This window comes from Pseudomonas sp. 3A(2025), assembly GCF_054589175.1.
In genome coordinates, this window is the sequence record NZ_BAAILM010000113.1 from 771,863 (window position 1) to 793,226 (window position 21,364).

The following is a 21,364-nucleotide window of genomic DNA, read 5'->3' on the forward strand; positions in this document are numbered from 1 at the left end:
AGACCTGGGGTTTAGCTTGCCGTGACCATTTCCCCGACCGTGCCCGGCAAAGGCACAGAAGCAGCTTTTTTTGTGAGCCTGCATGACTGGTCCAGCCATGTGCTGGGCAACCGCGAACACTGGCCGGCGCCGTTGTGCGGCGCCTTGAACCTGATGTTCGCCTCGCCTGCCTGCATGCTGCTGGTCTGGGGCCCGCAACACATCCTGTTTGCCAACGATGCCTGTTGCGCAGCGCTGGGTTTGCCGGCACACCGAGTACAAGGCCAGCCCGCCGCTTCGCTGACCGGTTTGCCGTGGGCCACGCTGCGTCCGTTTATCGAGCAGGCACTGGCCGGGCAGCGCTCGCAGTGCGAGTCCATGCCCGTGCTGCGAGAGCAGGCTGAAACCCGCTGGTGGGCACTGTCCTGCTCTCCCCTGCACGATTCATTGCTGGCCAGCGACAGCCAGATCGAAGGTGCGCTGTGCGTGATCCACGACCAGGAAGGCCTGCGGGCGCTTAACGACTCGCTTGAACAACGGGTTATAGAACGCACCCGCGACCGTGACCGGATCTGGCAGATGTCGACCGACCTGATGCTGGTGGCGCATTTCGACGGCATCATTCATGCGCTCAACCCGGCCTGGAGCAGCGTGATGGGCTGGGACGAGCAACAATTGCTGGGCACCGACTTCATGCATCTGGTGCACCCCGATGACGTCGAACCGACCCGCGACGCCATGACACGACTGGCACACGGCTTGAGAATTGCCGACTTCAAGAACCGCTACCGCCATGCCAATGGCTCGTATCGCACCATCGCCTGGGCCGCCGTGCCCGACCAGCAGTTCGCGCATGCCGTGGGCCGCGACATTCAGGAGCAAGTAGAAGCCAGCGAAGCGTTGCGGGTCTCCGAAGAATCGTTGCGTCAGGCGCAGAAGCTGGAAGCCATCGGCCAGTTGACCGGCGGCGTAGCCCATGACTTCAATAACCTGCTGACGGTGATCAAGTCGTGCACCGACCTGCTGAAGCCTGCGGACCTGCCCGAAGCCAAGCGGGCAAAGTATGTACAGGCCATTTCCAGCACTGTTGACCGCGCCGCGCGCCTGACCGGCCAGCTACTGGCTTTTGCGCGGCGCCAGGCCTTGCAGCCGCAAGTGTTCGACATCAATGAAAGCGTGTCGCGCATCGGCGAAATGATGGACATCCTGACCGGCTCACGCATTCAGGTGAATATCGAGTTACCCGCCGAACCTTGCCATATCTACGCCGATGGCAGCCAGTTCGACACTGCGCTGATCAATATGGTGGTCAATGCACGGGATGCCATGGCCGGTGTCGGCCATTTGAGTATTCGTGTCGAGCGTGTCGATCGTTCGATGGCGGCGCCATTGCCGACACTGACGCAGGGCGATTATGTGTCCGTCGCCCTGACCGACACCGGTTCGGGCATCGCCGCCGACAAACTGGGGATAATTTTCGAGCCGTTCTATACCACCAAAGCCATCGGCGAAGGCACCGGCCTTGGGTTGTCGCAGGTATTCGGCTTTGCCAAGCAATCGGGTGGCGAAGTCGCCGTGTACAGCCAACTGGGCAGCGGCAGCCGCTTTACCCTGTACCTGCCCAGCGCCGCCGAGCCGCCAGCATTGCCTGCACAGACCGCGCAGCCTGCGGCGTCGATGGCAGCCGGGCTCAGGGTCTTGATGGTCGAAGACAATGCAGAGATCGGTACCTACACCTCGGCGATGCTTGAACAAAGCGGCTTTGAGGTCTCCTGGGTACCCGCTGCCGAAGAGGCCCTGCAACTGCTGCGGCGCGATGCGCAGTGTTTTGATGTGGTGTTTTCCGATATCGCGATGCCCGGCATGAGCGGCATTGAGCTGTATGCCGAGATTGAAGCCGCCTGGCCTGGGCTGCCGGTGATTCTCACCACTGGCTACAGCACTGAGTTTGCCGATTTCAGCCGAGGTGAATCCCAGCGTTTCAAGCTGCTGCAAAAGCCCTACCGCATCGAGGATCTGTGCGCACATTTGCACGCCAGCGTTCGGCAACACCACGGTTGAGGCGCATCGATAGGCAATAATCCGCCTACCCTGATCAGGCGAATAAGCGGATTATTGCTTATCCAGCCCAGACAAACCTGTCTATTCCGGGCCTTCAGGGCCTGGCACAAGTCCTGCTATGTCATGCCTATGGGTCGCAGTCACGCGGCCCTTACTAACAACAATGACCTGGCAAGGATCAAGATGGCTATTCCCACCTCTACTGAGTCGGCGGGCACCTCCGCCACCCCGAAAACCACTTCCTCGCGCTTGAAATCGATTTTCAGCGGCTCGGTCGGCAACATGGTCGAGTGGTACGATTGGTATGTCTACGCGGCCTTCTCGCTGTATTTCGCCAAAGCGTTCTTCCCCAAAGGCGACACCACCGCACAGCTGCTCAACACTGCCGCGATCTTCGCCGTCGGTTTTCTGATGCGCCCTATCGGTGGCTGGCTGATGGGCCTGTATGCCGACTACAAGGGCCGCAAGGCGGCGCTGATGGCCTCGGTGATTCTGATGTGCTTCGGCTCGCTGGTCATTGCCCTGACGCCGGGCTATGAAACCATCGGTATCGGCGCGCCGATCCTGCTGATCTTCGCCCGCCTGCTGCAGGGCCTGTCGGTGGGTGGCGAATACGGCACCTCGGCCACCTACCTCAGCGAAATGGCCACCAAGGAGCGTCGCGGCTTCTTCTCCAGCTTCCAGTACGTGACCCTGATTTCCGGGCAGCTCATCGCCCTGGGCGTGCTGATCGTTCTGCAAAATGTCCTGACCACCGAAGAGCTGTATGCCTGGGGCTGGCGCATTCCGTTCGTGATCGGCGCCCTGTGCGCAGTGGTCGCGCTGTACCTGCGCCGCGGCATGGAAGAAACCGAGTCGTTCACCAGGAAGAAGAAAGAAAAGGCCAAGGAAAGCCTGATGCGCACGCTGATGCGCCACCCCAAGGAACTGATGACCGTGGTCGGCCTGACCATGGGCGGCACCCTGGCGTTCTATACCTACACCACCTACATGCAGAAGTACCTGGTCAACACGGTGGGCATGAGTATCAGTGACTCGACCACCATCTCGGCCGCCACCCTGTTCCTGTTCATGCTGCTGCAACCGGTGATTGGTGCGCTGTCCGACAAGATCGGCCGACGTCCGATCCTGATTGCCTTCGGCGTGCTGGGGACGCTGTTCACGGTGCCGATCCTGACGACCCTGCACACCATCCAGAGCTGGTGGGGCGCGTTCTTCCTGATCATGGGCGCGCTGATCATCGTCAGCGGCTATACCTCGATCAACGCGGTGGTCAAGGCCGAGCTGTTCCCTACCGAGATCCGCGCACTGGGCGTCGGCCTGCCGTATGCCCTGACCGTTTCGCTGTTTGGTGGCACGGCTGAATACATCGCGCTGTGGTTCAAGAGCGTTGGCATGGAAACCGGCTACTACTGGTATGTCACTGCCTGTATCGCCTGTTCGCTGCTGGTGTACGTGTTCATGAAGGACACACGCAAGCACTCGCGCATCGAAACCGACTGACCTCGCGTCACGGTGATACACAGGGGCAGCCCACATTCGTGGCCTGCCCCTTTTTTCATTCAGTACCCAGCCGTTACCCGGCTCATGACGGTGCACGAAAAAGACCTGCCCCCCTTGCCCTAGAGCCTATAGAAGACGATTTTAATTTTGTCAAGGGGCTTTATTTCACGATATTTCCGCAAATGCACCGCCAGTGCCCATTTTTGCCTGCACGGCCCGAAAACCGGGCGTTGCGGCCAACTATCATTTTCAGCAATGTTCGCTAGCAACCCTATTAACTTCTTAATAATCATCAGCGGCGTAGCATGGCCTCCATACCGGGACAACAACCCCGACCTGACTTCCCGACTCTGGAGACACTCTCATGAAAAAGACTACTGCATTCGCCGGCCTGATCTTCTCTGTCCTGGCTTCCAGCGCCTTCGCCCTGCCAGCCACTGACGCCACTCAACAAGCTATCAGCGCTGACTACATCGCTGCCGATGGTTCCGACAATGTCGGCCCTAACCGCCAGCCAGTGATCGACACCCACCGTGACGACCAGGGCCTGGCCGCTGACGGTGCTGATCGTGTCGGTGCCAACCGCCTGACTTCCGATGGCGCTGACCACGTAGGTGCCAACCGCCTGGCCGCTGACGGTGCTGATCGTGTCGGTGCCAACCGCCTGACCTCCGATGGCGCTGACCACGTAGGTGCCAACCGCCTGGCTGCTGACGGTGCTGATCGTGTCGGTGCCAACCGCCTGATCTGATCCGATGATTTACGTTGTGCTCTTGCTCCTTGATGCTCCCCTTCAATGCCGATCAGTCCCCGCTGACCGGCATTTTTTTATGTCTCGTTTCAGCCATCTCACCACACCGATTGCCACAACCCGCCTGCGCCAGCACTATGTAGCTCAACAAAAAACCTGTTGCCAGGAAGCGCGCCATGTCAGATGACATCTACTCCTACGAACCGTCAAAGGGCCACGGCCTGCCGCATGATCCGTTCAACGCTATTGTCGGCCCGCGCCCTATCGGCTGGATCTCCTCTCAGGATGCCCACGGTGTACTGAACCTGGCCCCCTACAGTTTTTTCAATGCCTTCAACTATGTGCCACCGATCATTGGTTTCTCCAGCGTCGGTCGCAAGGACAGTCTCAATAACATCGAGCAGACCGGCGAGTTCGTCTGGAACCTGGCGACCCGCTCACTGGCCGAGGCCATGAACCAGAGTTGCGCGCCCGTGCCTGCCGAGGTCGACGAATTTCAATTGGCCGGACTGACACCACAGGCCTCACAGAAAGTGGCAGTGCCAAGGGTGAAAGAAACGCCGGTAGCATTCGAATGCAAGGTGACCCAGATCGTGCAGCTCAAGCGCGCCGATCAGGAACTGGTGCCGAGCTGGCTGATTCTGGGTGAAGTGGTGGCCGTGCACATCGCCACCTGGCTGCTCAAGGACGGTGTCTACGACACCGCCGCCGCCGAGCCGATTCTGCGCGGCGGCGGTCCTGCCGATTATTTCCAGCTGGGGCCGGAAGCACTGTTCAAAATGCGCCGCCCCAACGCCTGAGCCGGCTTACGAAAGCGGGCGCCACACCAGCTCGGCGTCGGCATCGACGTCGAGCAACCGCTCAAGTTCGTCCACAGCGGCCTGGTCAGCCTCATCGGCGGTTTTGAAGGTCTGGCCGCTCAGCACGGCATGAAAACGCGGCGCCCCGCCGCCTTCCAGCGCCTTGACGGCAATCGCTGCCTGATAAACGCCCTGCGCTGGGATCACCGCCGAGACGGCTTCAAAATGTGCGAATGCCTTGCGGGCCATGCGGTTTGCTCCTGTTGTGAATATCGACCCAGGATTTTAAAGCCGTATAGATAGCCTTGTGCCAATTTTCTTGGCAGGGCAAGACTTTGTCCTACACTTCAAGTAGCTCTTTTCAATACTCCATCGGTAGATGCAAGGGGTGCGTAATGAGAGTTACAACAAGAAAATGCCTGGCCGCACTGGGCCTGATTAGCGTTGTCGCCCTGTATGCAGCAGGCGCCTGGCGTATCGAGCAGATCCGTGAGGCCCCACGCGCCGCAGCCTGTTTCTTTGGCCACTGCTCACCAGCCAATGCTTCTCTGGCCGCCTTGCGATGACGCTCAGACTATCGATTAGCAAGCTAACGGACTAAACTGACCGGCATTACCGCCCGCCCGTGATCGGGACCATTGCCTTCAGGTTTTGCCGTGACCCGCTCCAGCCCGCCCTCGCCTGCAATCGGCAGTATTTTGTTCGCCCTGATGATGGCGACCTTTCTCAGTGCACTCGACCAGACCATCGTCGCCGTGTCGCTGCCGGCCATTTCTGCACAATTGAAAGAGGTCGACCTGCTGGCCTGGGTGATTTCCGGCTATATGGTCGCCATGACGGTCGCCGTGCCGATCTACGGCAAGCTTGGCGATCTGTATGGTCGGCGACGGCTGATGCTGATTGGCCTGAGCCTGTTCACGTTCGCCTCGCTGCTGTGCGGCCTGGCACACAGCATGGAACAACTGGTACTGGCGCGGGTGCTGCAAGGCATTGGTGCCGGCGGCATGGTTTCGGTCAGTCAGGCCATTATCGGCGACATTATCCCGCCTCGCGAACGGGGTCGTTATCAAGGCTATTTCAGCAGCATGTATGCCTTGGCCAGCGTCGCCGGCCCTGTATTGGGCGGGGTCATGACCGAATACTGGTCGTGGCGCTGGGTGTTTCTGGTCAATCTGCCGCTGGGCCTCGTCGCGTTGGTCGTTGCCCACCGCACACTTAAAGGCCTGCCTGTTCCGCAGCGCAAACCGGTCATCGATTACCTGGGCACGATGCTGATGATCGTCGGCCTCAGCGCCTTGTTACTGGGAATCACCGAGATCGGTCAGGGCCACGGCCTTGCCGATCGCCAGGTACAAATTCTGCTGGGCGTCGCCGTGCTGGCCCTGGTGAGCTTTATTGCTTATGAACGCCGTGCGGTTGAACCGGTGCTGCCGATGCACCTGTTTGCCAGTCGCAGCGCGGTGTTGTGCTGGTTGACTGTGTTCTTTGCCAGCTTTCAGTCCATTTCACTGACCGTGCTGATGCCGTTGCGTTACCAGACGCTGACCGGTGCGGGCGCCGACAGTGCGGCCCTGCATCTATTACCGCTGGCCATGGGCATGCCGATGGGGGCTTATTGCGCCGGCAAGCGTGCGTCATTGACCGGGCGCTACCAACCCTTGATTCTCGGCGGCGCGCTGTTGCTGCCGCTGGCCATTCTGGGCATCGCTTTCACCGCACCGCAGCAGGTGCTGGTCACCGGCCTGTTTATGGTGCTGACCGGCATTGCCACGGGCATGCTGTTCCCCACCGCCCTGGTCGGCGGGCAGAATGCCGTGCAGGCACGTGACATCGGTGTGGCGACCAGCACCAGCAACCTGTTTCGCTCGCTGGGCGGTGCGATGGGTGTGGCGCTGATGTCGGCTTTATTACTGGCCATGCTGCAAACCACCGGTATTGGCGCGCTGGGTGCAGGTGCCTTGGGTGGCGAGGGTCACTCGGGCAATGCCTTGCTCGCCAGTCTCGATGCAACCCATGGGCCGGCACTTGAAGCGCTGCGCGCCGAATTGGCGCAAACCTTTCGCCATCTGCTGCTGGTCAGCGTCGGCATCGCCCTGCTAGGGCTTGGTGTGGCCCTGGCGATGCCGAATACGCTGCTGCGCGGGCGTTAACCCTGATGCTTATCCATGAACCACTGTGTGCGTTCAGGCTTGATCCCCTCGAAAGCGGGCATGATTTCGCCCTCGCAAAACCGGCGCCGTGAACCGGCCCGAGCGTTACTGAACCAGTAACCACTTTGCGGGCAGGCATCGCCTGCATTGACCGGCGGCAAGGGCTTGTCGTCGAAACGCGCATACCAGCGGGCGGTGCTTTCCTGAGTGAACCCCTTGCCGGTCGGCAAATAAGGGTGCAGGCAACCGGTGTCTTGCAAGCGCACCGGGCCAATCAGCCGATTGACCTGCACATACGCCTTGGGCGCAGGCAACTTCACATCGCCCAGTTCCGGCACCTGGCCTGCGCGAATCAACAGACCACCGTCGTAAGCCTGAAACAGCACATCGCTCCAATCGCTCGATCGCGCCCGCAAGGCATCATTGCCGCCCAGGCGTTTGACGAATGACTGCCCCAACACCGTGTACCAATTGACGCCCTTGATGTGTTTGAGCAAGCGCAGGCTGTCGATGTGCGGACGCGGGTCGACCATCAGCCCGCTGTAGCGCCGGGCAAACTGGTATTCCCAAGGCAGATAACGGTGCCCCTCGGACGGCAGCACACAGGCCAGCCCGCCAAAACCATGCTCGGCGCGTACTGCAGCGCACAGGTAGCGAATCCAGTCATCGTAGGTACGCAGCCCGTCGGGCTCGCTCAGGTATGACAAAGGCAACACCATTTTCAGGCAGGACAGGTCGTCCTCGGCCTGCGCGCGGGTCGTGGCCATGACGAACAGACTGCATTCGGCCACTTGCTCGGCGCCGCTGCTGGACAATGACCACAGCAGCGGCCGGTCCTGCGCCATTTCACGCACCCGTCGGCGACAAGCGGCGAAACCGGAAGCACTGAGTGTGCGTCGGTGTTGAAAAAACTGGCATTCAAGCCCGGATTTGAACGCTTGATAAAAGCGGATGAAACAGGCCTCAAGACGCTCGCGCACCGCTGGTGTATGGCCGTTCTTGAAATACAGCGTAGTGATCAGCCCCAAGCGGACGATGGGCAGGCCGCGAGCATTATTGATAGCCATAGACTGTGCCTGATGCATCAGCCTTGCCAGTGAACGCTCCGATTCCGGTGTTGCTTGCCACATGTCTGCCGTCCTGCCTGCACTGTCGAGGGCCGAAGAGTGCAGACAGATGCGCAGGCGGGCAATATGGCTAGAGAAGTTTAGGAAATGAGCTACACGTATCTGGAAATGTCTGACTTTCGGTCTGTCAGACGCGACATTTTCCTACTTTCAATCGCGATAAATACACCGTGGTGGCGCATCATTTCGGACATGGCACTAAAATCGCTAATGCTCTTCATGACGCCATGCGCAGCGCCGGGCTGAGTTTCAACATATCCAGGCACGTGTCGATCAGTGGCTCGGCCTGCTCGTGCAGGCAAAAACTGTCCGGCACCAGCAACCACTGCCCAAGAATGCCATCGATGTAGGCATGCATACACACCGAGGCTCGGGAGATGTCCAGCGTGGCCGGCAATTGTCCCTTGCGCACGGCATTGCTTAATGCAAGGCCGATCCGTTCGTTACAAAACAGGGTATTGGCCCGTCGTTGACGGCGAAAATCGCACATTTCATCAGTGAACTCGCATTTGTGAAAAAGGATCTCATTGATGCGTCGGGTTTTCGGGTCCTTGGAAACTTGATGAAACAAATGAATGAGCAGTTTTTTTATGCAGCCCAAAGGGTCGACTTCGGCCTCGTTGTGGCTGGCCAGGGACATTTCTTCAAGGGGCTCATGCAGGCTGTCGAGCATCGCCTGCACCAGCTCGGCCTTGTTGGTGAAGTGCCAATAAATGGCACCCCGGGTCACGCCTGCAAGCGTCGCGATGTCGGCGAGCGTGGTCCGCGCGACGCCGCGCTCATAGAACGCCTGCTCGGCAGCTTCCAGAATCTGGCTACGGGTGGCTTGAGCTTCCTCTTTGGTGCGACGAACCATGGCAGTAAAACCTCAATAAAAATGCTCCAGCCTGTCTGCTTCGGGCATGGAGTCGTGATCGGGCGAGCGCTTTTTTGCGCCGTCCCGATCCGCTGTCTGCGGCCTTTGGCCCCATAGCGCGCTGTTTACAAACAGCCGTGAATGTAAGTATATTAGTTAGCATGCTACGCATCTAGCAACAAAGTTTTTACAAATCTCTAAATTCTTGAGCAATCAAGGCTTCCGACCCCGAGGATCTTCATGCAATTCAAGCCAGCTGTTCCCGTTCTGGTCACTGCCATCGCCCTGGCAACACTGCTCAGCGGTTGTAGCAAGAAGGAAGAAGCGGCTCCGCCCGCTCAGACTCCTCAGGTCGGCGTGGTGACCCTCAAAGCCCAGCCTTATACCCTGACCACCGAACTCCCGGGCCGGACCACCGCCTTCCGGGTTGCCGAGGTCAGGCCACAGGTCGACGGCATCATTCTCAAGCGCCTGTTCACCGAAGGCGGCGACGTCAAGGCCGGTCAGCAGCTCTACCAGATCGACCCCGCGCTGTACGAGGCCACTGCCAACAGTGCCAAGGCCACGCTGCAATCGGCCAAGTCGCTGGCTGACCGCTACAAGCAGCTGGTCAGCGAGCAAGCCGTCAGCCGCCAGGAATACGACCAGGCCCTGGCCACCAGCCTTGAAGCTCAAGCCGCATTGCAGACCGCGCAGATCAACCTGCGCTACACCAAGGTGCTGGCGCCGATTTCCGGACGTATCGGTCGCTCGGTGGTGACGGAAGGCGCGCTGGTCACCAGCGGCCAGACCAGCGCCCTGGCCACCATCCAGCAGCTCGACCCGATCTATGTCGACGTGGTGCAGTCCTCGGCCGAGATGCTCAAGCTGCGTGCCGACCTTGAAAGCGGCAAATTGCAGAAAACCGGCGACAACAGCGCCAAGGTCAAGCTGACCCTGGAAGACAACAGCGCCTATCCGCAAGAAGGCACGCTGGAGTTTTCCGAAGTCACCGTCGACCAGACCAGCGGCTCGGTCACCCTGCGCGCCGTGTTCCCCAACCCCGAGCATCGTTTGCTGCCAGGCATGTTCGTGCATGCGCAACTGCAGTCGGGTGTGAACGCCAAGGCGATCCTGGCCCCGCAACAAGGCGTGACCCGTGACCAGAAAGGCACCCCGACTGCGCTGGTGGTCACTGCCGACAACAAGGTCGAGCAGCGCACGCTGGTGGCCGACCGTACCGTGGGCGACAAGTGGCTGGTCGAAAAAGGCCTGAACGATGGCGATCGCATCATCACCGAAGGCCTGCAATACGTAAAACCGGGCGCTGAAGTCAAAGCCAGCGAAGCGAGCAACGTCAAAGGCGCCAACCCGGCACCTGCTGCGGCCACCAATAAAGCCGCCGGCAGCCAAGGGGAGTAACCCATGTCGAAATTTTTTATTGACCGTCCCATCTTCGCCTGGGTAATTGCCCTGGTGATCATGCTGGTCGGCGGCTTGTCGATTCTCAAGCTGCCGATCAACCAGTACCCGAGCATCGCCCCGCCGGCCATCGACATCCAGGTAAGCTACCCGGGCGCCTCGGCGCAGACCGTGCAAGACACCGTGGTTCAGGTCATCGAGCAACAGCTCAACGGTATCGACCGCTTGCGTTATGTCGGCTCGGAAAGTAACTCTGACGGCAGCATGACCATCACCGTGACCTTCGAGCAGGGTACCAACCCTGATACCGCGCAGGTTCAGGTGCAGAACAAGCTCAACCTGGCCACCCCGCTGCTGCCCCAAGAAGTGCAGCAGCAAGGTATCCGCGTGACCAAGGCGGTGAAAAACTTCCTGATGGTGATCGGCCTGGTGTCTGCAGACGGCAGCCTGACCAAGGAAGACCTGGCCAACTACATCGTCTCCAACATGCAGGACCCGATCTCGCGGACCTCGGGTGTGGGTGACTTTCAGGTATTCGGTGCCCAGTACGCGATGCGCATCTGGCTCGACCCGGCCAAGCTGAACAACTTTCAGCTGACACCGGGCGACGTGAAAACCGCCATCACCGCACAGAACGTCCAGGTTGCCAGCGGCCAGCTCGGCGGCCTGCCGGCTATCAGCGGCCAGCAACTCAACGCCACGATCATCGGCAAGACCCGCCTGCAGACCGCCGAGCAGTTCGAAAACATCCTGCTCAAGGTCAACACCGACGGCTCGCAAGTGCGCATCAAGGATGTCGCCACGGTCGGTCTGGGCGCGCAGAACTACAGCGTCGACTCGCAGTTCAACGGTAAGCCGGCCTCGGGCCTGGCGATCAAGCTCGCCCCCGGCGCCAACGCACTGGACACCGCCAAGGCCATCCGCGCGACGGTCGCCTCGCTGGAGCCATTCTTCCCGCCAGGCATGGAAGTGGTGTTCCCGTATGACACCACGCCAGTGGTCAGCGAATCGATTTCCGGTGTGGTCCACACCCTGATCGAAGCGGTCGTGCTGGTGTTCCTGGTCATGTACCTGTTCTTGCAGAACTTCCGCGCCACGGTGATCACCACCCTGACAGTGCCGGTGGTATTGCTCGGCACCTTCGGTATCCTGGCGGCCTTCGGTTTTACCATCAACACCCTGACCATGTTCGGTATGGTTCTGGCCATCGGCTTGCTGGTGGACGACGCCATCGTGGTGGTCGAAAACGTCGAACGGGTGATGATCGAAGACAAGCTTTCACCGCGTGACGCGACCATCCGCTCCATGAGCCAGATTCAGGGCGCGCTGGTCGGTATCGCCCTGGTGCTTTCGGCGGTACTGCTGCCCATGGCGTTCTTCGGCGGCTCGACCGGGGTCATCTACAAGCAGTTCTCGATCACTATTGTGTCGGCCATGGCCCTCTCGGTGGTGGTGGCACTGATCTTCACCCCGGCGCTGTGCGCCACGATGCTCAAGCCTATCGACCACTCGCATGACCTGGAGAAACGCGGCTTCTTCGGCTGGTTCAACCGCACCTTCGACCGTGGCGTACACGGTTACGAGCGCGGCGTGAACGGCATGCTCAAGCACAAATGGCCGGCTTACCTGGCGTATGTGCTGATCTGCGTGGGCATGGTGTGGATGTTCAACCGCATCCCGGCGGCCTTCCTGCCAGAAGAAGACCAGGGCGTCATGTTCGTCCAGGTCCAGACCCCGGCAGGATCGACGTCCGAACGCACCCAACAGGTGCTGGACACCATGCGCGAGCACCTGCTGAGCAAAGAGTCCGGTTCGGTGAAGTCGGTGTTTACCGTCAACGGCTTCAACTTTGCCGGTCGCGGCCAAAGTTCGGCGATCGCCTTCGTGCTGCTCAAGCCCTGGGATGAACGCGGCGCCGAAGACAGCGTATTCGAGCTGGCCAAGCGCGCTCAGGGCTATTTCTTCAGCCTGCGCGATGCAATGGTCTTTGCCGTCGTGCCGCCTTCGGTACTGGAACTGGGTAACGCCACCGGTTTCGACGTTTACCTGCAAGACCAGGGTGGCGTCGGCCACGAAAAACTCCTGCAGGCACGCAACCAGATGCTGGGTGCAGCGGCGCAAAGCAAGATCCTCGCTGGCGTGCGCCCCAACGGCCTGAACGATGAGCCGCAATACCAGTTGATCATCGACGACGAACACGCCAGCGCGCTGGGTGTGACCTTGTCGGACATCAACGACACCCTGTCGATTGCGCTGGGTGGCAGCTACGTCAACGACTTCATCGATCGTGGCCGGGTCAAGAAGGTTTACCTGCAAGGCGATGCCGGTGCACGGATGAACCCTGAAGACCTGAAAAAGTGGTACGTGCGCAACAACCAGGGGCAAATGGTGCCATTGTCGGCCTTCGCCACCGGCGAGTGGGTCTTCGGTGCACCGAAGCTGACGCGCTATAACGGTGTACCGGCCATGGAAATCCTCGGTACTCCGGCACCGGGTTACAGCACCGGCCAGGCCATGGCCGAGATCGAACGTCTGGCCAAGGACCTGCCGGCGGGTATCGGTATTTCCTGGACCGGCCTGTCGTACGAAGAACGCCTGTCGGGCTCGCAAGCACCTGCACTGTACGCACTGTCGCTGCTGGTGGTGTTCCTCTGCCTGGCGGCCCTGTATGAAAGCTGGTCGATCCCGATCGCGGTCATGCTGGTGGTGCCACTGGGGGTTATCGGTGCCTTGATGGCGACCAGCCTGCGCGGCCTGTCCAACGACGTGTTCTTCCAGGTCGGCTTGCTGGTGACAGTAGGTCTGGCGGCGAAGAACGCCATTCTGATCGTCGAGTTCGCCAAAGAGCTGCACGAACAGGGCAAGGGACTGGTCGAGGCTACGGTCGAAGCATGCCGGATGCGTCTGCGTCCGATCATCATGACCTCGATGGCGTTCATCCTCGGCGTCGTGCCGCTGGTGATTTCCACCGGTGCCGGCTCCGGCAGCCAACATTCGATTGGTACTGGCGTAATCGGCGGTATGATTACCGCCGTCGTTCTGGCGATCTTCTGGGTGCCGCTGTTCTTCGTCTCGATCTCCGGGCTGTTCAAGGGCAAACAGAAAAACATTAAACACCACGAGGCTGGCCAATGAGCAAGTCACTGATTTCCCTGGCTGTCACTGCGTTCATTCTGAGTGGCTGCTCCCTGATACCCGAGTATCAGCAACCGGCCTCCCCGGTGGCTGCGCAGTACCCGCAAGGTCCGGCCTACGAGCCGGCCCAGGCGGCCAATGTGGCGGCGGCCGAGCAAGGCTGGCGGCAGTTTTTCCGCGATCCTGCGCTGCAAAAGCTGATCGAGACCGCGCTGGTCAACAACCGCGACCTGCGCGTGGCGGCGTTGAACATCGACGCCTACCGCGCCCAGTACCGCATCCAGCGCGCCGACCTGTTCCCGGCGGTTTCGGCCACCGGCAGCGGCAGCCGCCAGCGCATGCCGGCCGACATGTCGACCACCGGCCAGAGTAATATCAGCAGCAGCTATTCAGCAACACTGGGCATCAGTGCCTATGAGCTGGACCTGTTCGGCCGGGTGCGCAGCCTCAGCGAGCAGGCCCTGGAAAACTACTTCGCCACCGAAGAAGCCCGTCGCAGCACGCAGATCAGCCTGGTGGCCAGCGTGGCCAATGCCTACCTGACCTTGCAGGCTGACAAAGAGCTGCTCAAGCTGACCCAGGATACCCTCAAGACCTACGACGAAAGCCTGCGCCTGACCAGCCGCAGCAACGAAGTCGGTGTAGCCTCGGCACTCGACCTGAGCCAGGCACGTACCTCGGTCGAAAGCGCCAAGGCACGGCTGGCCCAGTACCAGCGCCTGGTGGCTCAGGATCAGAACAACCTGACCCTGCTGCTGGGCACCGGCCTGCCAGCCGGCTTGCCTGAAGCGCAGCCATTGAGCGCAGACCTGTTCAGCGAAATGCCGGCCGGCATGCCGTCCGACCTGTTGCAGCGTCGCCCGGACATCCTCCAGGCCGAACACAGCCTCAAGGCGGCCAACGCCAATATCGGCGCGGCACGTGCGGCCTTCTTCCCCAGCATCAGCCTGACCGCCAATGCCGGCACCATCAGTCCTGACCTGTCGGGGCTGTTCAAGGGGGGGTCTGGCACTTGGTTGTTCCAGCCGAGCATCAACCTGCCGATCTTCAACGCCGGCAGCCTGCGTGCCAGCCTGGACTACTCCAAAATCCAGAAGGAAATCAGCGTCGCCAACTACGAGAAGGCGATTCAGACCGCCTTCCAGGAAGTGTCCGACGGCCTGGCCGCACGCAAGACCTACGACGAACAGTTGCAGGCGCAGCGTGACTTCGTGACCGCCAACCAGGATTACTACCGCCTGGCCGAGCGTCGCTACCGGATCGGCATCGACAGCAACCTGACCTTCCTCGACGCCCAGCGCTCGCTGTTCAGTGCCCAACAGACACTGATCACCGACCGCCTGGCGCAGCTCACCAGCGAGGTCAACCTGTACAAGTCGCTCGGTGGCGGCTGGTACGAGAACAGCGCGCAGAACCAACCTATCGCCAAGGAAAAACCTTCGGTGCAGTTGTTCTGATAATGCTGACATGAAAAACAACAAACCCGCCTGATGGCGGGTTTGTTGTTTTTGGGTGGACGGGCTTGTGGTGACGGTCTGAGAGAGAGGTTCCGGCCCGGAAAGGGTCGGAACCCATCTCACAGACCACAACCACCAGTCATTCCAACACACCCCACCCAGAAAACCATCAAAACCATCAATGATCGTGATGCAGATAAGCAGGCTCTTTAGGCAAGCGCAGGCTGAACAGGAAAGCCACGGCCATCATCACCGTCACATACCAGTAGAAGCTGTTTTCCATCCCCACGTTCTTCAGGTTCAGCGCCACATACTCGGCCGACCCACCAAACATCGCGTTGGCCACCGCATACGCCAGCCCGACGCCAAGCGCCCGCACCTGCGGCGGGAACATCTCGGCTTTTACCAGCCCGCTGATCGAGGTGTAGAAGCTGACAATCGCCAGCGCCAGGGTGATCAACGCAAAGGCTATGAACGGACTGGTCACGGTCTTCAGTGCCATCAGGATCGGGAAGGTGCACAGCGTGCCCAGCGCGCCGAACCAGAGCATCGAATTACGGCGCCCGATACGGTCGGCCAGCATGCCGAACAACGGCTGCATGCACATGTACACAAACAGCGCGCCGGTCATGATGTAGCTGGCGGTCTTGGGCTGCATGCCACCGGTGTTGACCAGGTACTTCTGCATGTAGGTGGTGAAGGTGTAGAAAATCAGCGAACCGCCAGCGGTGTAACCCAGCACAGTGATAAAGGCTGCTTTATGGTGTTTGAACAAGGCCGCGACGCTGCCGGCGTCCTTGTCCTTGCGGCTTTCGGCAGTGGTGGTTTCATTCAGGCTGCGACGCAGAAACAGGGCGATGACCGCCGCGCAGGCGCCGACCACGAACGGGATACGCCAGCCGTAATCACGCAGTTCTTCAGTGCTGAGAAACTGCTGCAGGATGACCACGGTCAGCACTGCCAGCAACTGGCCGCCGATCAGGGTCACGTACTGGAACGAGGCGAAGAAGCCGCGCTGACCGCGCAACGCCACTTCGCTCATGTAGGTGGCGGTGGTGCCGTATTCGCCGCCCACCGACAAGCCCTGCACCAGACGCGCCACCAACAGCAGCGCCGGTGCCCAGGCGCCAATGCTGGCGTAGGTCGGCAGACAGGCGATGACCAGCGAGCCTGCGCACATCATGCTGACCGAAATCAGCATCGAGCTTTTGCGCCCATGCTTGTCGGCCACCCGGCCAAACAGCCAGCCGCCGATGGGGCGCATCAGAAAGCCTGCGGCAAACACGCCAGCGGTATTGAGCAGCTGTACGGTGGGATCATCGGAGGGGAAGAATGCAGGCGCAAAGTAGATCGCGCAGAAGGCGTAGATGTAGAAGTCGAACCATTCGACAAGGTTGCCTGACGAGGCCCCTACGATCGCGAAGATGCGCTTGCGGCGCTCTTCTCCGGTGTAGTGCGGCTGCGTGGTCGTTGCCATGTGTCTTTCTCCCCATCCTGGTGTGGTATTGGCGCAATTGCTGGGTTCAGGATACCCCTTATTACGAAACAATTGGTCACAACTGGCGGGATTAAAGTTCCACATACCGAGCCTGGGCAGCGACGCCAAAGGCTGGAAAAAAAGACGCAGGCCGAAGCCTGCGAAGAGGAGGTAAAGACTTTACAGATGTACAGGTTGATCCGTTATACGCGCTCGATGGCCAGTGCCAGGCCTTGGCCGACGCCGACGCACATGGTCGCGAGGCCTTTGCGGCCGTCGGTTTTTTCCAGCTGATGCAGTGCTGTCAGTACCAACCGGGCGCCGCTCATGCCCAGCGGGTGACCCAGGGCAATGGCGCCGCCGTTAGGGTTGACCTGTGGCGCGTCGTCGGCCAGACCCAGCTCGCGCAGAACCGCCAGGCCCTGGCTGGCGAAGGCTTCGTTGAGTTCGATCACGTCGAAATCGGCAACGGCAACACCCAGGCGCTCGACCAGTTTGCGCACAGCAGGCACCGGACCAATGCCCATGACACGTGGCTCGACACCGGCGCTGGCCATGCCGAGAATCCGTGCGCGGGGCGTCAGGCCGTGCTTTTTGACCGCTTCTGCCGAAGCGAGGATCAGCGCGGCGGCACCGTCGTTGACACCCGAGGCATTGCCGGCGGTCACGGTCTTGTCCGGGCCGTTGACCGGCTTGAGCTTGCTCAGGGTTTCCAGGCTGGTGTCGGCACGCGGGTGCTCGTCCTTGTCGACGATGGTTTCACCCTTCTTGTGTGCTACACGTACCGGCACGATTTCTTCGGCGAAAAAGCCCGCGGCCTGGGCCGCCGCCGTGCGCTGTTGGCTGCGCAGGGCGAAAGCGTCCTGGTCGGCGCGCGAAACCTTGTAATCGTCGGCCACGTTGTCGGCGGTTTCCGGCATCGCATCGACGCCGTACTGGGCTTTCATCAACGGGTTGATGAAGCGCCAGCCGATGGTGGTGTCTTCCAGCTTCATGTTGCGCGAGAACGCCGCATCGGCCTTGCCCATCACGAACGGTGCACGCGACATCGACTCGACGCCGCCGGCAATGGCCAGCTCCATCTCGCCCGAGGCAATGGCGCGGAAGGCCGTGCCGATGGCGTCCATGCCCGAAGCGCACAGGCGGTTCAGGGTCACACCCGGAATGCTCGCCGGCAAACCGGCCAGCAGCGCAGCCATGCGCGCCACGTTACGATTGTCTTCGCCGGCCTGGTTGGCGCAGCCGAAGAACACTTCGTCGACATCGCTCCAGTTGACCGAAGGGTTGCGCTCGATCAATGCCTTGAGCGGCACGGCCGCCAGGTCGTCGGCGCGCACGATGGACAAACCACCGCCAAAGCGGCCGATGGGGGTGCGGATCGCGTCGCAGATAAAGACGTCACGCATCATGCTTCTCCTGGCGTCTGGCCGTGGGCGGCTGCAGTGCGCGCTTCCAGGTCACGCAGGGCAGTCAGTTCGACGTCGGTCGGGTCGGCCGAGAAGGTCACGTTTTCGGCAAAGCGGACCGGCCAGCCGGTGGCAGCGATCACTTGCTCGCGGGTCACGCCTGGGTGCAGGGTGGTGACCACGAACTCGTTGCTGCCCTCTTCCGGTTCCATGATGCACAGGTCAGTGATGATGCCGACCGGGCCTGCGCCTGGCAGACCCAGACGCTTGCGCGAGTCGCCGCCTTCGCCATGGCCGACCGAGGTGATGAAGTCCAGGCGGTCGACGAACGAACGTGGCGACTGCTTGAGAATGATCAGCACCGATTTGGCGGAACCGGCGATTTCCGGCGCACCACCGGCACCCGGCAAGCGCACTTTCGGATTGTGGTAGTCGCCGACCACGGTGGTGTTGATGTTGCCGAAGCGGTCGACCTGCGCCGCACCGAGGAAGCCCAGGTCGACACGGCCGCCTTGCAGCCAGTAGCGGAAGATTTCGCTGGTCGACACCACGGTATCAGCGGTTTCGGCCAGTTCACCGTCGCCGATCGACAGCGGCAACACAGTCGGCTTGGCACCGATCGGGCCCGATTCGTAGATCAGCACGACGTCTGGCGAAGAGGTCAGGCGCGCCAGGTTGGCGGCCTTGGACGGCAGGCCGATGCCCACGAAGCAGACGGTGCCGTTATTCAGACGACGCGCGGCGGCAATGGTCATCATTTCACTGGTGGTGTACGTCATTACTTTGCCTCCGCAGCGCTGGCCAGCTTGTTCTTGAATTCACTGAAATCGGCGGTGTCCTGAATGTACTCTTTGATCCAGGCCTGGAAACCTTCGCGGTCGCGGGCAATCGGGTCCCAGTCCTGATAGAAACGGTTGTCACGTTCGTAGTAGCCATGGGCATACGAAGGGTGGGCGCCGCCCGGCACCAGGCAAACGGCGCTCAGCGCCCAGGTTGGCAATACGCAGGAGTTCATTGGCGCTTGCAGGTCGTCGACGATCTCTTCGACGGTGACGATGCAGCGCTTGGCCGCCAGGGCCGCTTCTTTCTGCGAACCGAGAATGCCCCAGATCAGCACGTTGCCTTTACGGTCGGCCTTCTGCGCGTGAATCACAGTCACATCAGGGCGTACCGATGGCACGGCCGCCAGCACTTCGCCGGTGAACGGGCAGGTAACGGTCTTGATCAGCGGGTTGACCTTGGGCAGGTCGGAGCCGGCGTAGGCACGCAGCACGGCGAACGGCAGGCCCGAGGCACCGGCAACGTAGGCGTTGGCGAGGTCGGCATGGCTGTGTTCTTCCAGCTCCAGGGGGCGCGGCCATTTCTTTTCAACGGCATCGCGCAGACGGTGCAGAGAACCGACGCCAGGGTTACCGCCCCAGGAAAAGATCAGGCGCTTGACGCAACCGGCGCCGATCAACTGGTCGTAAATCAGGTCCGGGGTCATGCGCACCAGGGTCAAGTCGCGCTTGCCCTGACGGATGATTTCATGGCCGGCGGCCGAGGGGATCAAATGCGTGAAACCTTCCAGCGCGACGGTATCGCCGTCGTTGACCAGTTGTTTCACCGCATCACGTAAAGACATGATTTCAGCCATGAGGTGCTCCCGAACCCAACGTCACGTTCAATGATCGGCGCAATGAATCAGCGCCGCGATGAACATGAGGTTATGCGCGAGCCGGGCAGCAAACAATCCGATAATCGATTATTCGTTCGATAATCGAACAGGATTGAAAGCGGTTCTCAGGTGAAAATCTGCGCGCTCAATTCACGGCTGGCTTCGAGCATGATCGGCAGAAAACGCTGCTCCAGTTCATGGCGCGCTACCCGCGCTGCGCTGGTGCTGACGTTCAGTGCGGCCAGTACCTGGCCAGACGCGTCATACACCGGTACCGCTATCGAACGCAGGCCTTGTTCCAGCTCCTGGTCGACGATGCACCAGCCTTGTTGACGCACCTGCTGCAAGCAGTCGAACAAGGCCTCACGGGTACGCAGGGTACGGCTGGTCTTGGGCTGCATATCGACGTGATCAAGGTATTCGCGCAGGGTCACATCGTCCAGTGCCGCCAGCAGGATACGCCCCATGGACGTGCAATAGGCCGGCAAGCGGCCACCCACCGAGAGGTCGACGGAGATCAATCGCTGAGTGGTCGCAGACCGGGCGATATAAAGGATGTCTTCGCCCTCCAGCGTTGCCATGTTGCACGCTTCATGAAGCTGATCGCTCATGCGGTCCAGATAAGGCTGGGAAGACATCGCCAGCGGCGTGGACGACAGATAGGCGTGGCCCAGGGTCAGTACCTTGGGCAGCAACGAATAGGTACGACCGTCTGTCGTCGCGTAGCCGAGTTTGATCAACGTGTGCAGGCAACGACGTACGGCAGCCCGCGGGATTTCGGTGCGATGGCTGATCTGGGCGATGGTCAGGTGGCGCTTGCGTTCTTGAAAGGCATGAATGACGGCAAGCCCGCGCGCCAGTGAGGTCATGAAATCCGGGTCGCCGGTCAGCGCCTGAATGCGCTTGGCCGGTGAGGCGACGATGGGCGGAGCCAGCGAGACAAAAGAATTACGCAGTTCTTCATTCATGACCACACCCTCAGCATTATCCTTGCAGACCTTGTATTTCAAAGGTTCGGGCCTTTATGCAACATAATGGAGGTGGCCCACATGTGCGATTATCGAACAAGTGGCCGATAATCGCAATTGACCCCTGACAAATATACTTATACCTTTACCCCTGCCATGAAGTGGCTTCTTGGAAATCCTGGTCAGGTACCCACTGAGAAGTCCAAGGCAACGGCCTTGTCCACGAAGCAAGGCCGTTTTTATTGCTGCCTCCCCTTCTGTTTTGTTACCAGATGAATGTGCGCCCGCCGCTGAAAGTTCCCGATCAATTGCCGTAACGCAAAACAATCGACATTGTGCGTCCCCCGTAGTTGACGTCCCGGTGCTTCTTGGAGATAGTAGCTCTCACTTGGCTGCTTATACCTTGCGTCGTGATTGTGCTCTTCGTGCCATCCCGGGCCGATCGCCATTTTTCGATGCGTCACGCAATGCCCTGTTGCGTTAACCTCGATGCAAGGTTCGGCCAATGTCCGCAATGTCCAGCATTGCGTCTTGCTCATACGAATGTCGCTACGACAGCTGTTTTTTTCTGGTGCCCGTAGCCGCGAGCCACCACAAGCGTCGAGCATTGCCCTCGAAGTACTGGATTGCCTGCAT

General features: G+C 60.4%; 16 protein-coding genes. 8 read left to right on the forward strand and 8 right to left on the reverse strand.

Annotated features, from left to right (window positions below):
• The first annotated feature begins 153 nt into the window (after window positions 1–153).
• The 4 genes from ACYP2A_RS30180 (at window position 154) to ACYP2A_RS30195 (ending at window position 5,094) form a co-directional block, all read left to right on the forward strand.
• Window positions 154–2,040 carry a hybrid sensor histidine kinase/response regulator gene (locus ACYP2A_RS30180; RefSeq protein ID WP_459749845.1) on the forward strand — a complete coding sequence of 629 codons (1,887 nt, stop codon included), beginning with the start codon at window positions 154–156 and terminating at the stop codon, window positions 2,038–2,040.
• A gap of 183 nt (window positions 2,041–2,223) precedes the next feature.
• Entirely contained in the window at window positions 2,224–3,543 is a 1,320-nt protein-coding gene (locus ACYP2A_RS30185) for an MFS transporter (protein ID WP_459749579.1), read from the forward strand.
• Between the two features lie 364 nt (window positions 3,544–3,907).
• On the forward strand, window positions 3,908–4,294 hold the full coding sequence (locus tag ACYP2A_RS30190; RefSeq protein WP_459749580.1) for a hypothetical protein: 387 nt from the start codon (window positions 3,908–3,910) through the stop codon (window positions 4,292–4,294).
• 176 nt (window positions 4,295–4,470) lie between these two features.
• A complete protein-coding gene (locus ACYP2A_RS30195; protein ID WP_459749581.1) occupies window positions 4,471–5,094 on the forward strand; it encodes a flavin reductase family protein in 624 nt (207 codons plus the stop codon).
• A 6-nt stretch (window positions 5,095–5,100) separates the two neighbouring features.
• On the opposite strand, the gene ACYP2A_RS30200 is transcribed toward ACYP2A_RS30195, so the two are convergent.
• Window positions 5,101–5,343 carry a hypothetical protein gene (locus ACYP2A_RS30200; protein WP_459749582.1) on the reverse strand — a complete coding sequence of 81 codons (243 nt, stop codon included), beginning with the start codon at window positions 5,341–5,343 and terminating at the stop codon, window positions 5,101–5,103.
• A gap of 407 nt (window positions 5,344–5,750) precedes the next feature.
• On the opposite strand from ACYP2A_RS30200, the gene ACYP2A_RS30205 reads away from it, so the two are divergent.
• On the forward strand, window positions 5,751–7,244 hold the full coding sequence (locus tag ACYP2A_RS30205; protein WP_459749583.1) for an MDR family MFS transporter: 1,494 nt from the start codon (window positions 5,751–5,753) through the stop codon (window positions 7,242–7,244).
• Here the strand turns inward: ACYP2A_RS30205 and ACYP2A_RS30210 are convergent.
• A complete protein-coding gene (locus ACYP2A_RS30210) occupies window positions 7,241–8,311 on the reverse strand; it encodes a DUF3396 domain-containing protein (protein ID WP_459749584.1) in 1,071 nt (356 codons plus the stop codon). The genes ACYP2A_RS30205 and ACYP2A_RS30210 overlap by 4 nt on opposite strands.
• 277 nt (window positions 8,312–8,588) lie before the next feature.
• Entirely contained in the window at window positions 8,589–9,227 is a 639-nt protein-coding gene (locus tag ACYP2A_RS30215) for a TetR family transcriptional regulator (RefSeq protein ID WP_459749585.1), read from the reverse strand.
• Window positions 9,228–9,467: 240 nt separating this feature from the next.
• On the opposite strand from ACYP2A_RS30215, the gene ACYP2A_RS30220 reads away from it, so the two are divergent.
• Genes ACYP2A_RS30220 through ACYP2A_RS30230 form a run of 3 tightly spaced genes read left to right on the forward strand, consistent with a single transcriptional unit; the run spans window position 9,468 to window position 15,220 of the window.
• Window positions 9,468–10,628 carry an efflux RND transporter periplasmic adaptor subunit gene (locus ACYP2A_RS30220; RefSeq protein ID WP_459749586.1) on the forward strand — a complete coding sequence of 387 codons (1,161 nt, stop codon included), beginning with the start codon at window positions 9,468–9,470 and terminating at the stop codon, window positions 10,626–10,628.
• Window positions 10,629–10,631: 3 nt separating this feature from the next.
• Entirely contained in the window at window positions 10,632–13,763 is a 3,132-nt protein-coding gene (locus ACYP2A_RS30225; protein ID WP_459749587.1) for an efflux RND transporter permease subunit, read from the forward strand.
• Window positions 13,760–15,220, forward strand: coding sequence for an AdeC/AdeK/OprM family multidrug efflux complex outer membrane factor (locus ACYP2A_RS30230; RefSeq protein ID WP_459749588.1), 1,461 nt, complete (start codon window positions 13,760–13,762; stop codon window positions 15,218–15,220). The genes ACYP2A_RS30225 and ACYP2A_RS30230 overlap by 4 nt, the downstream gene beginning before the upstream one ends.
• Before the next feature lie 178 nt (window positions 15,221–15,398).
• On the opposite strand, the gene ACYP2A_RS30235 is transcribed toward ACYP2A_RS30230, so the two are convergent.
• The 5 genes from ACYP2A_RS30235 to pcaR all read right to left on the reverse strand — a co-directional run bounded on the left by ACYP2A_RS30235 (window position 15,399) and on the right by pcaR (window position 20,728).
• The gene (locus ACYP2A_RS30235; RefSeq protein ID WP_459749589.1) at window positions 15,399–16,697 is read right to left on the reverse strand and encodes an MFS family transporter; all 1,299 of its coding nucleotides are present in this window, start codon (window positions 16,695–16,697) and stop codon (window positions 15,399–15,401) included.
• A 203-nt stretch (window positions 16,698–16,900) separates the two neighbouring features.
• A complete protein-coding gene (gene pcaF, locus ACYP2A_RS30240; RefSeq protein WP_459749590.1) occupies window positions 16,901–18,106 on the reverse strand; it encodes a 3-oxoadipyl-CoA thiolase in 1,206 nt (401 codons plus the stop codon).
• Complete coding sequence (locus ACYP2A_RS30245; RefSeq protein ID WP_459749591.1) at window positions 18,103–18,882, reverse strand: CoA-transferase subunit beta; 780 nt, start codon at window positions 18,880–18,882, stop codon at window positions 18,103–18,105. Before ACYP2A_RS30245 ends, pcaF begins: the two co-directional genes overlap by 4 nt.
• The gene (locus ACYP2A_RS30250) at window positions 18,882–19,739 is read right to left on the reverse strand and encodes a CoA transferase subunit A (protein WP_459749592.1); all 858 of its coding nucleotides are present in this window, start codon (window positions 19,737–19,739) and stop codon (window positions 18,882–18,884) included. The genes ACYP2A_RS30245 and ACYP2A_RS30250 overlap by 1 nt, the downstream gene beginning before the upstream one ends.
• A gap of 146 nt (window positions 19,740–19,885) precedes the next feature.
• Window positions 19,886–20,728 (reverse strand): pca regulon transcriptional regulator PcaR, encoded by an 843-nt coding sequence (gene pcaR / locus ACYP2A_RS30255; RefSeq protein WP_459749593.1) that lies wholly within the window; start codon window positions 20,726–20,728, stop codon window positions 19,886–19,888.
• Window positions 20,729–21,364 lie beyond the last annotated feature (636 nt).

What these genes read in the sequence shown, in the direction of transcription:
- ACYP2A_RS30245 (WP_459749591.1), bottom strand. Translation starts at nt 18,882, where the DNA reads ATGACGTACACCACCAGTGAAATGATGACCATTGCCGCCGCGCGTCGT.
- ACYP2A_RS30190 (WP_459749580.1), top strand. Translation starts at nt 3,908, where the DNA reads ATGAAAAAGACTACTGCATTCGCCGGCCTGATCTTCTCTGTCCTGGCT.
- ACYP2A_RS30180 (WP_459749845.1), top strand. Translation starts at nt 154, where the DNA reads ATGTTCGCCTCGCCTGCCTGCATGCTGCTGGTCTGGGGCCCGCAACAC.
- ACYP2A_RS30215 (WP_459749585.1), bottom strand. Translation starts at nt 9,227, where the DNA reads ATGGTTCGTCGCACCAAAGAGGAAGCTCAAGCCACCCGTAGCCAGATT.
- ACYP2A_RS30250 (WP_459749592.1), bottom strand. Translation starts at nt 19,739, where the DNA reads ATGGCTGAAATCATGTCTTTACGTGATGCGGTGAAACAACTGGTCAAC.
- ACYP2A_RS30230 (WP_459749588.1), top strand. Translation starts at nt 13,760, where the DNA reads ATGAGCAAGTCACTGATTTCCCTGGCTGTCACTGCGTTCATTCTGAGT.
- pcaF (WP_459749590.1), bottom strand. Translation starts at nt 18,106, where the DNA reads ATGATGCGTGACGTCTTTATCTGCGACGCGATCCGCACCCCCATCGGC.
- pcaR (WP_459749593.1), bottom strand. Translation starts at nt 20,728, where the DNA reads ATGAATGAAGAACTGCGTAATTCTTTTGTCTCGCTGGCTCCGCCCATC.
- ACYP2A_RS30220 (WP_459749586.1), top strand. Translation starts at nt 9,468, where the DNA reads ATGCAATTCAAGCCAGCTGTTCCCGTTCTGGTCACTGCCATCGCCCTG.
- ACYP2A_RS30235 (WP_459749589.1), bottom strand. Translation starts at nt 16,697, where the DNA reads ATGGCAACGACCACGCAGCCGCACTACACCGGAGAAGAGCGCCGCAAG.
- ACYP2A_RS30210 (WP_459749584.1), bottom strand. Translation starts at nt 8,311, where the DNA reads ATGGCTATCAATAATGCTCGCGGCCTGCCCATCGTCCGCTTGGGGCTG.
- ACYP2A_RS30185 (WP_459749579.1), top strand. Translation starts at nt 2,224, where the DNA reads ATGGCTATTCCCACCTCTACTGAGTCGGCGGGCACCTCCGCCACCCCG.
- ACYP2A_RS30225 (WP_459749587.1), top strand. Translation starts at nt 10,632, where the DNA reads ATGTCGAAATTTTTTATTGACCGTCCCATCTTCGCCTGGGTAATTGCC.
- ACYP2A_RS30195 (WP_459749581.1), top strand. Translation starts at nt 4,471, where the DNA reads ATGTCAGATGACATCTACTCCTACGAACCGTCAAAGGGCCACGGCCTG.
- ACYP2A_RS30200 (WP_459749582.1), bottom strand. Translation starts at nt 5,343, where the DNA reads ATGGCCCGCAAGGCATTCGCACATTTTGAAGCCGTCTCGGCGGTGATC.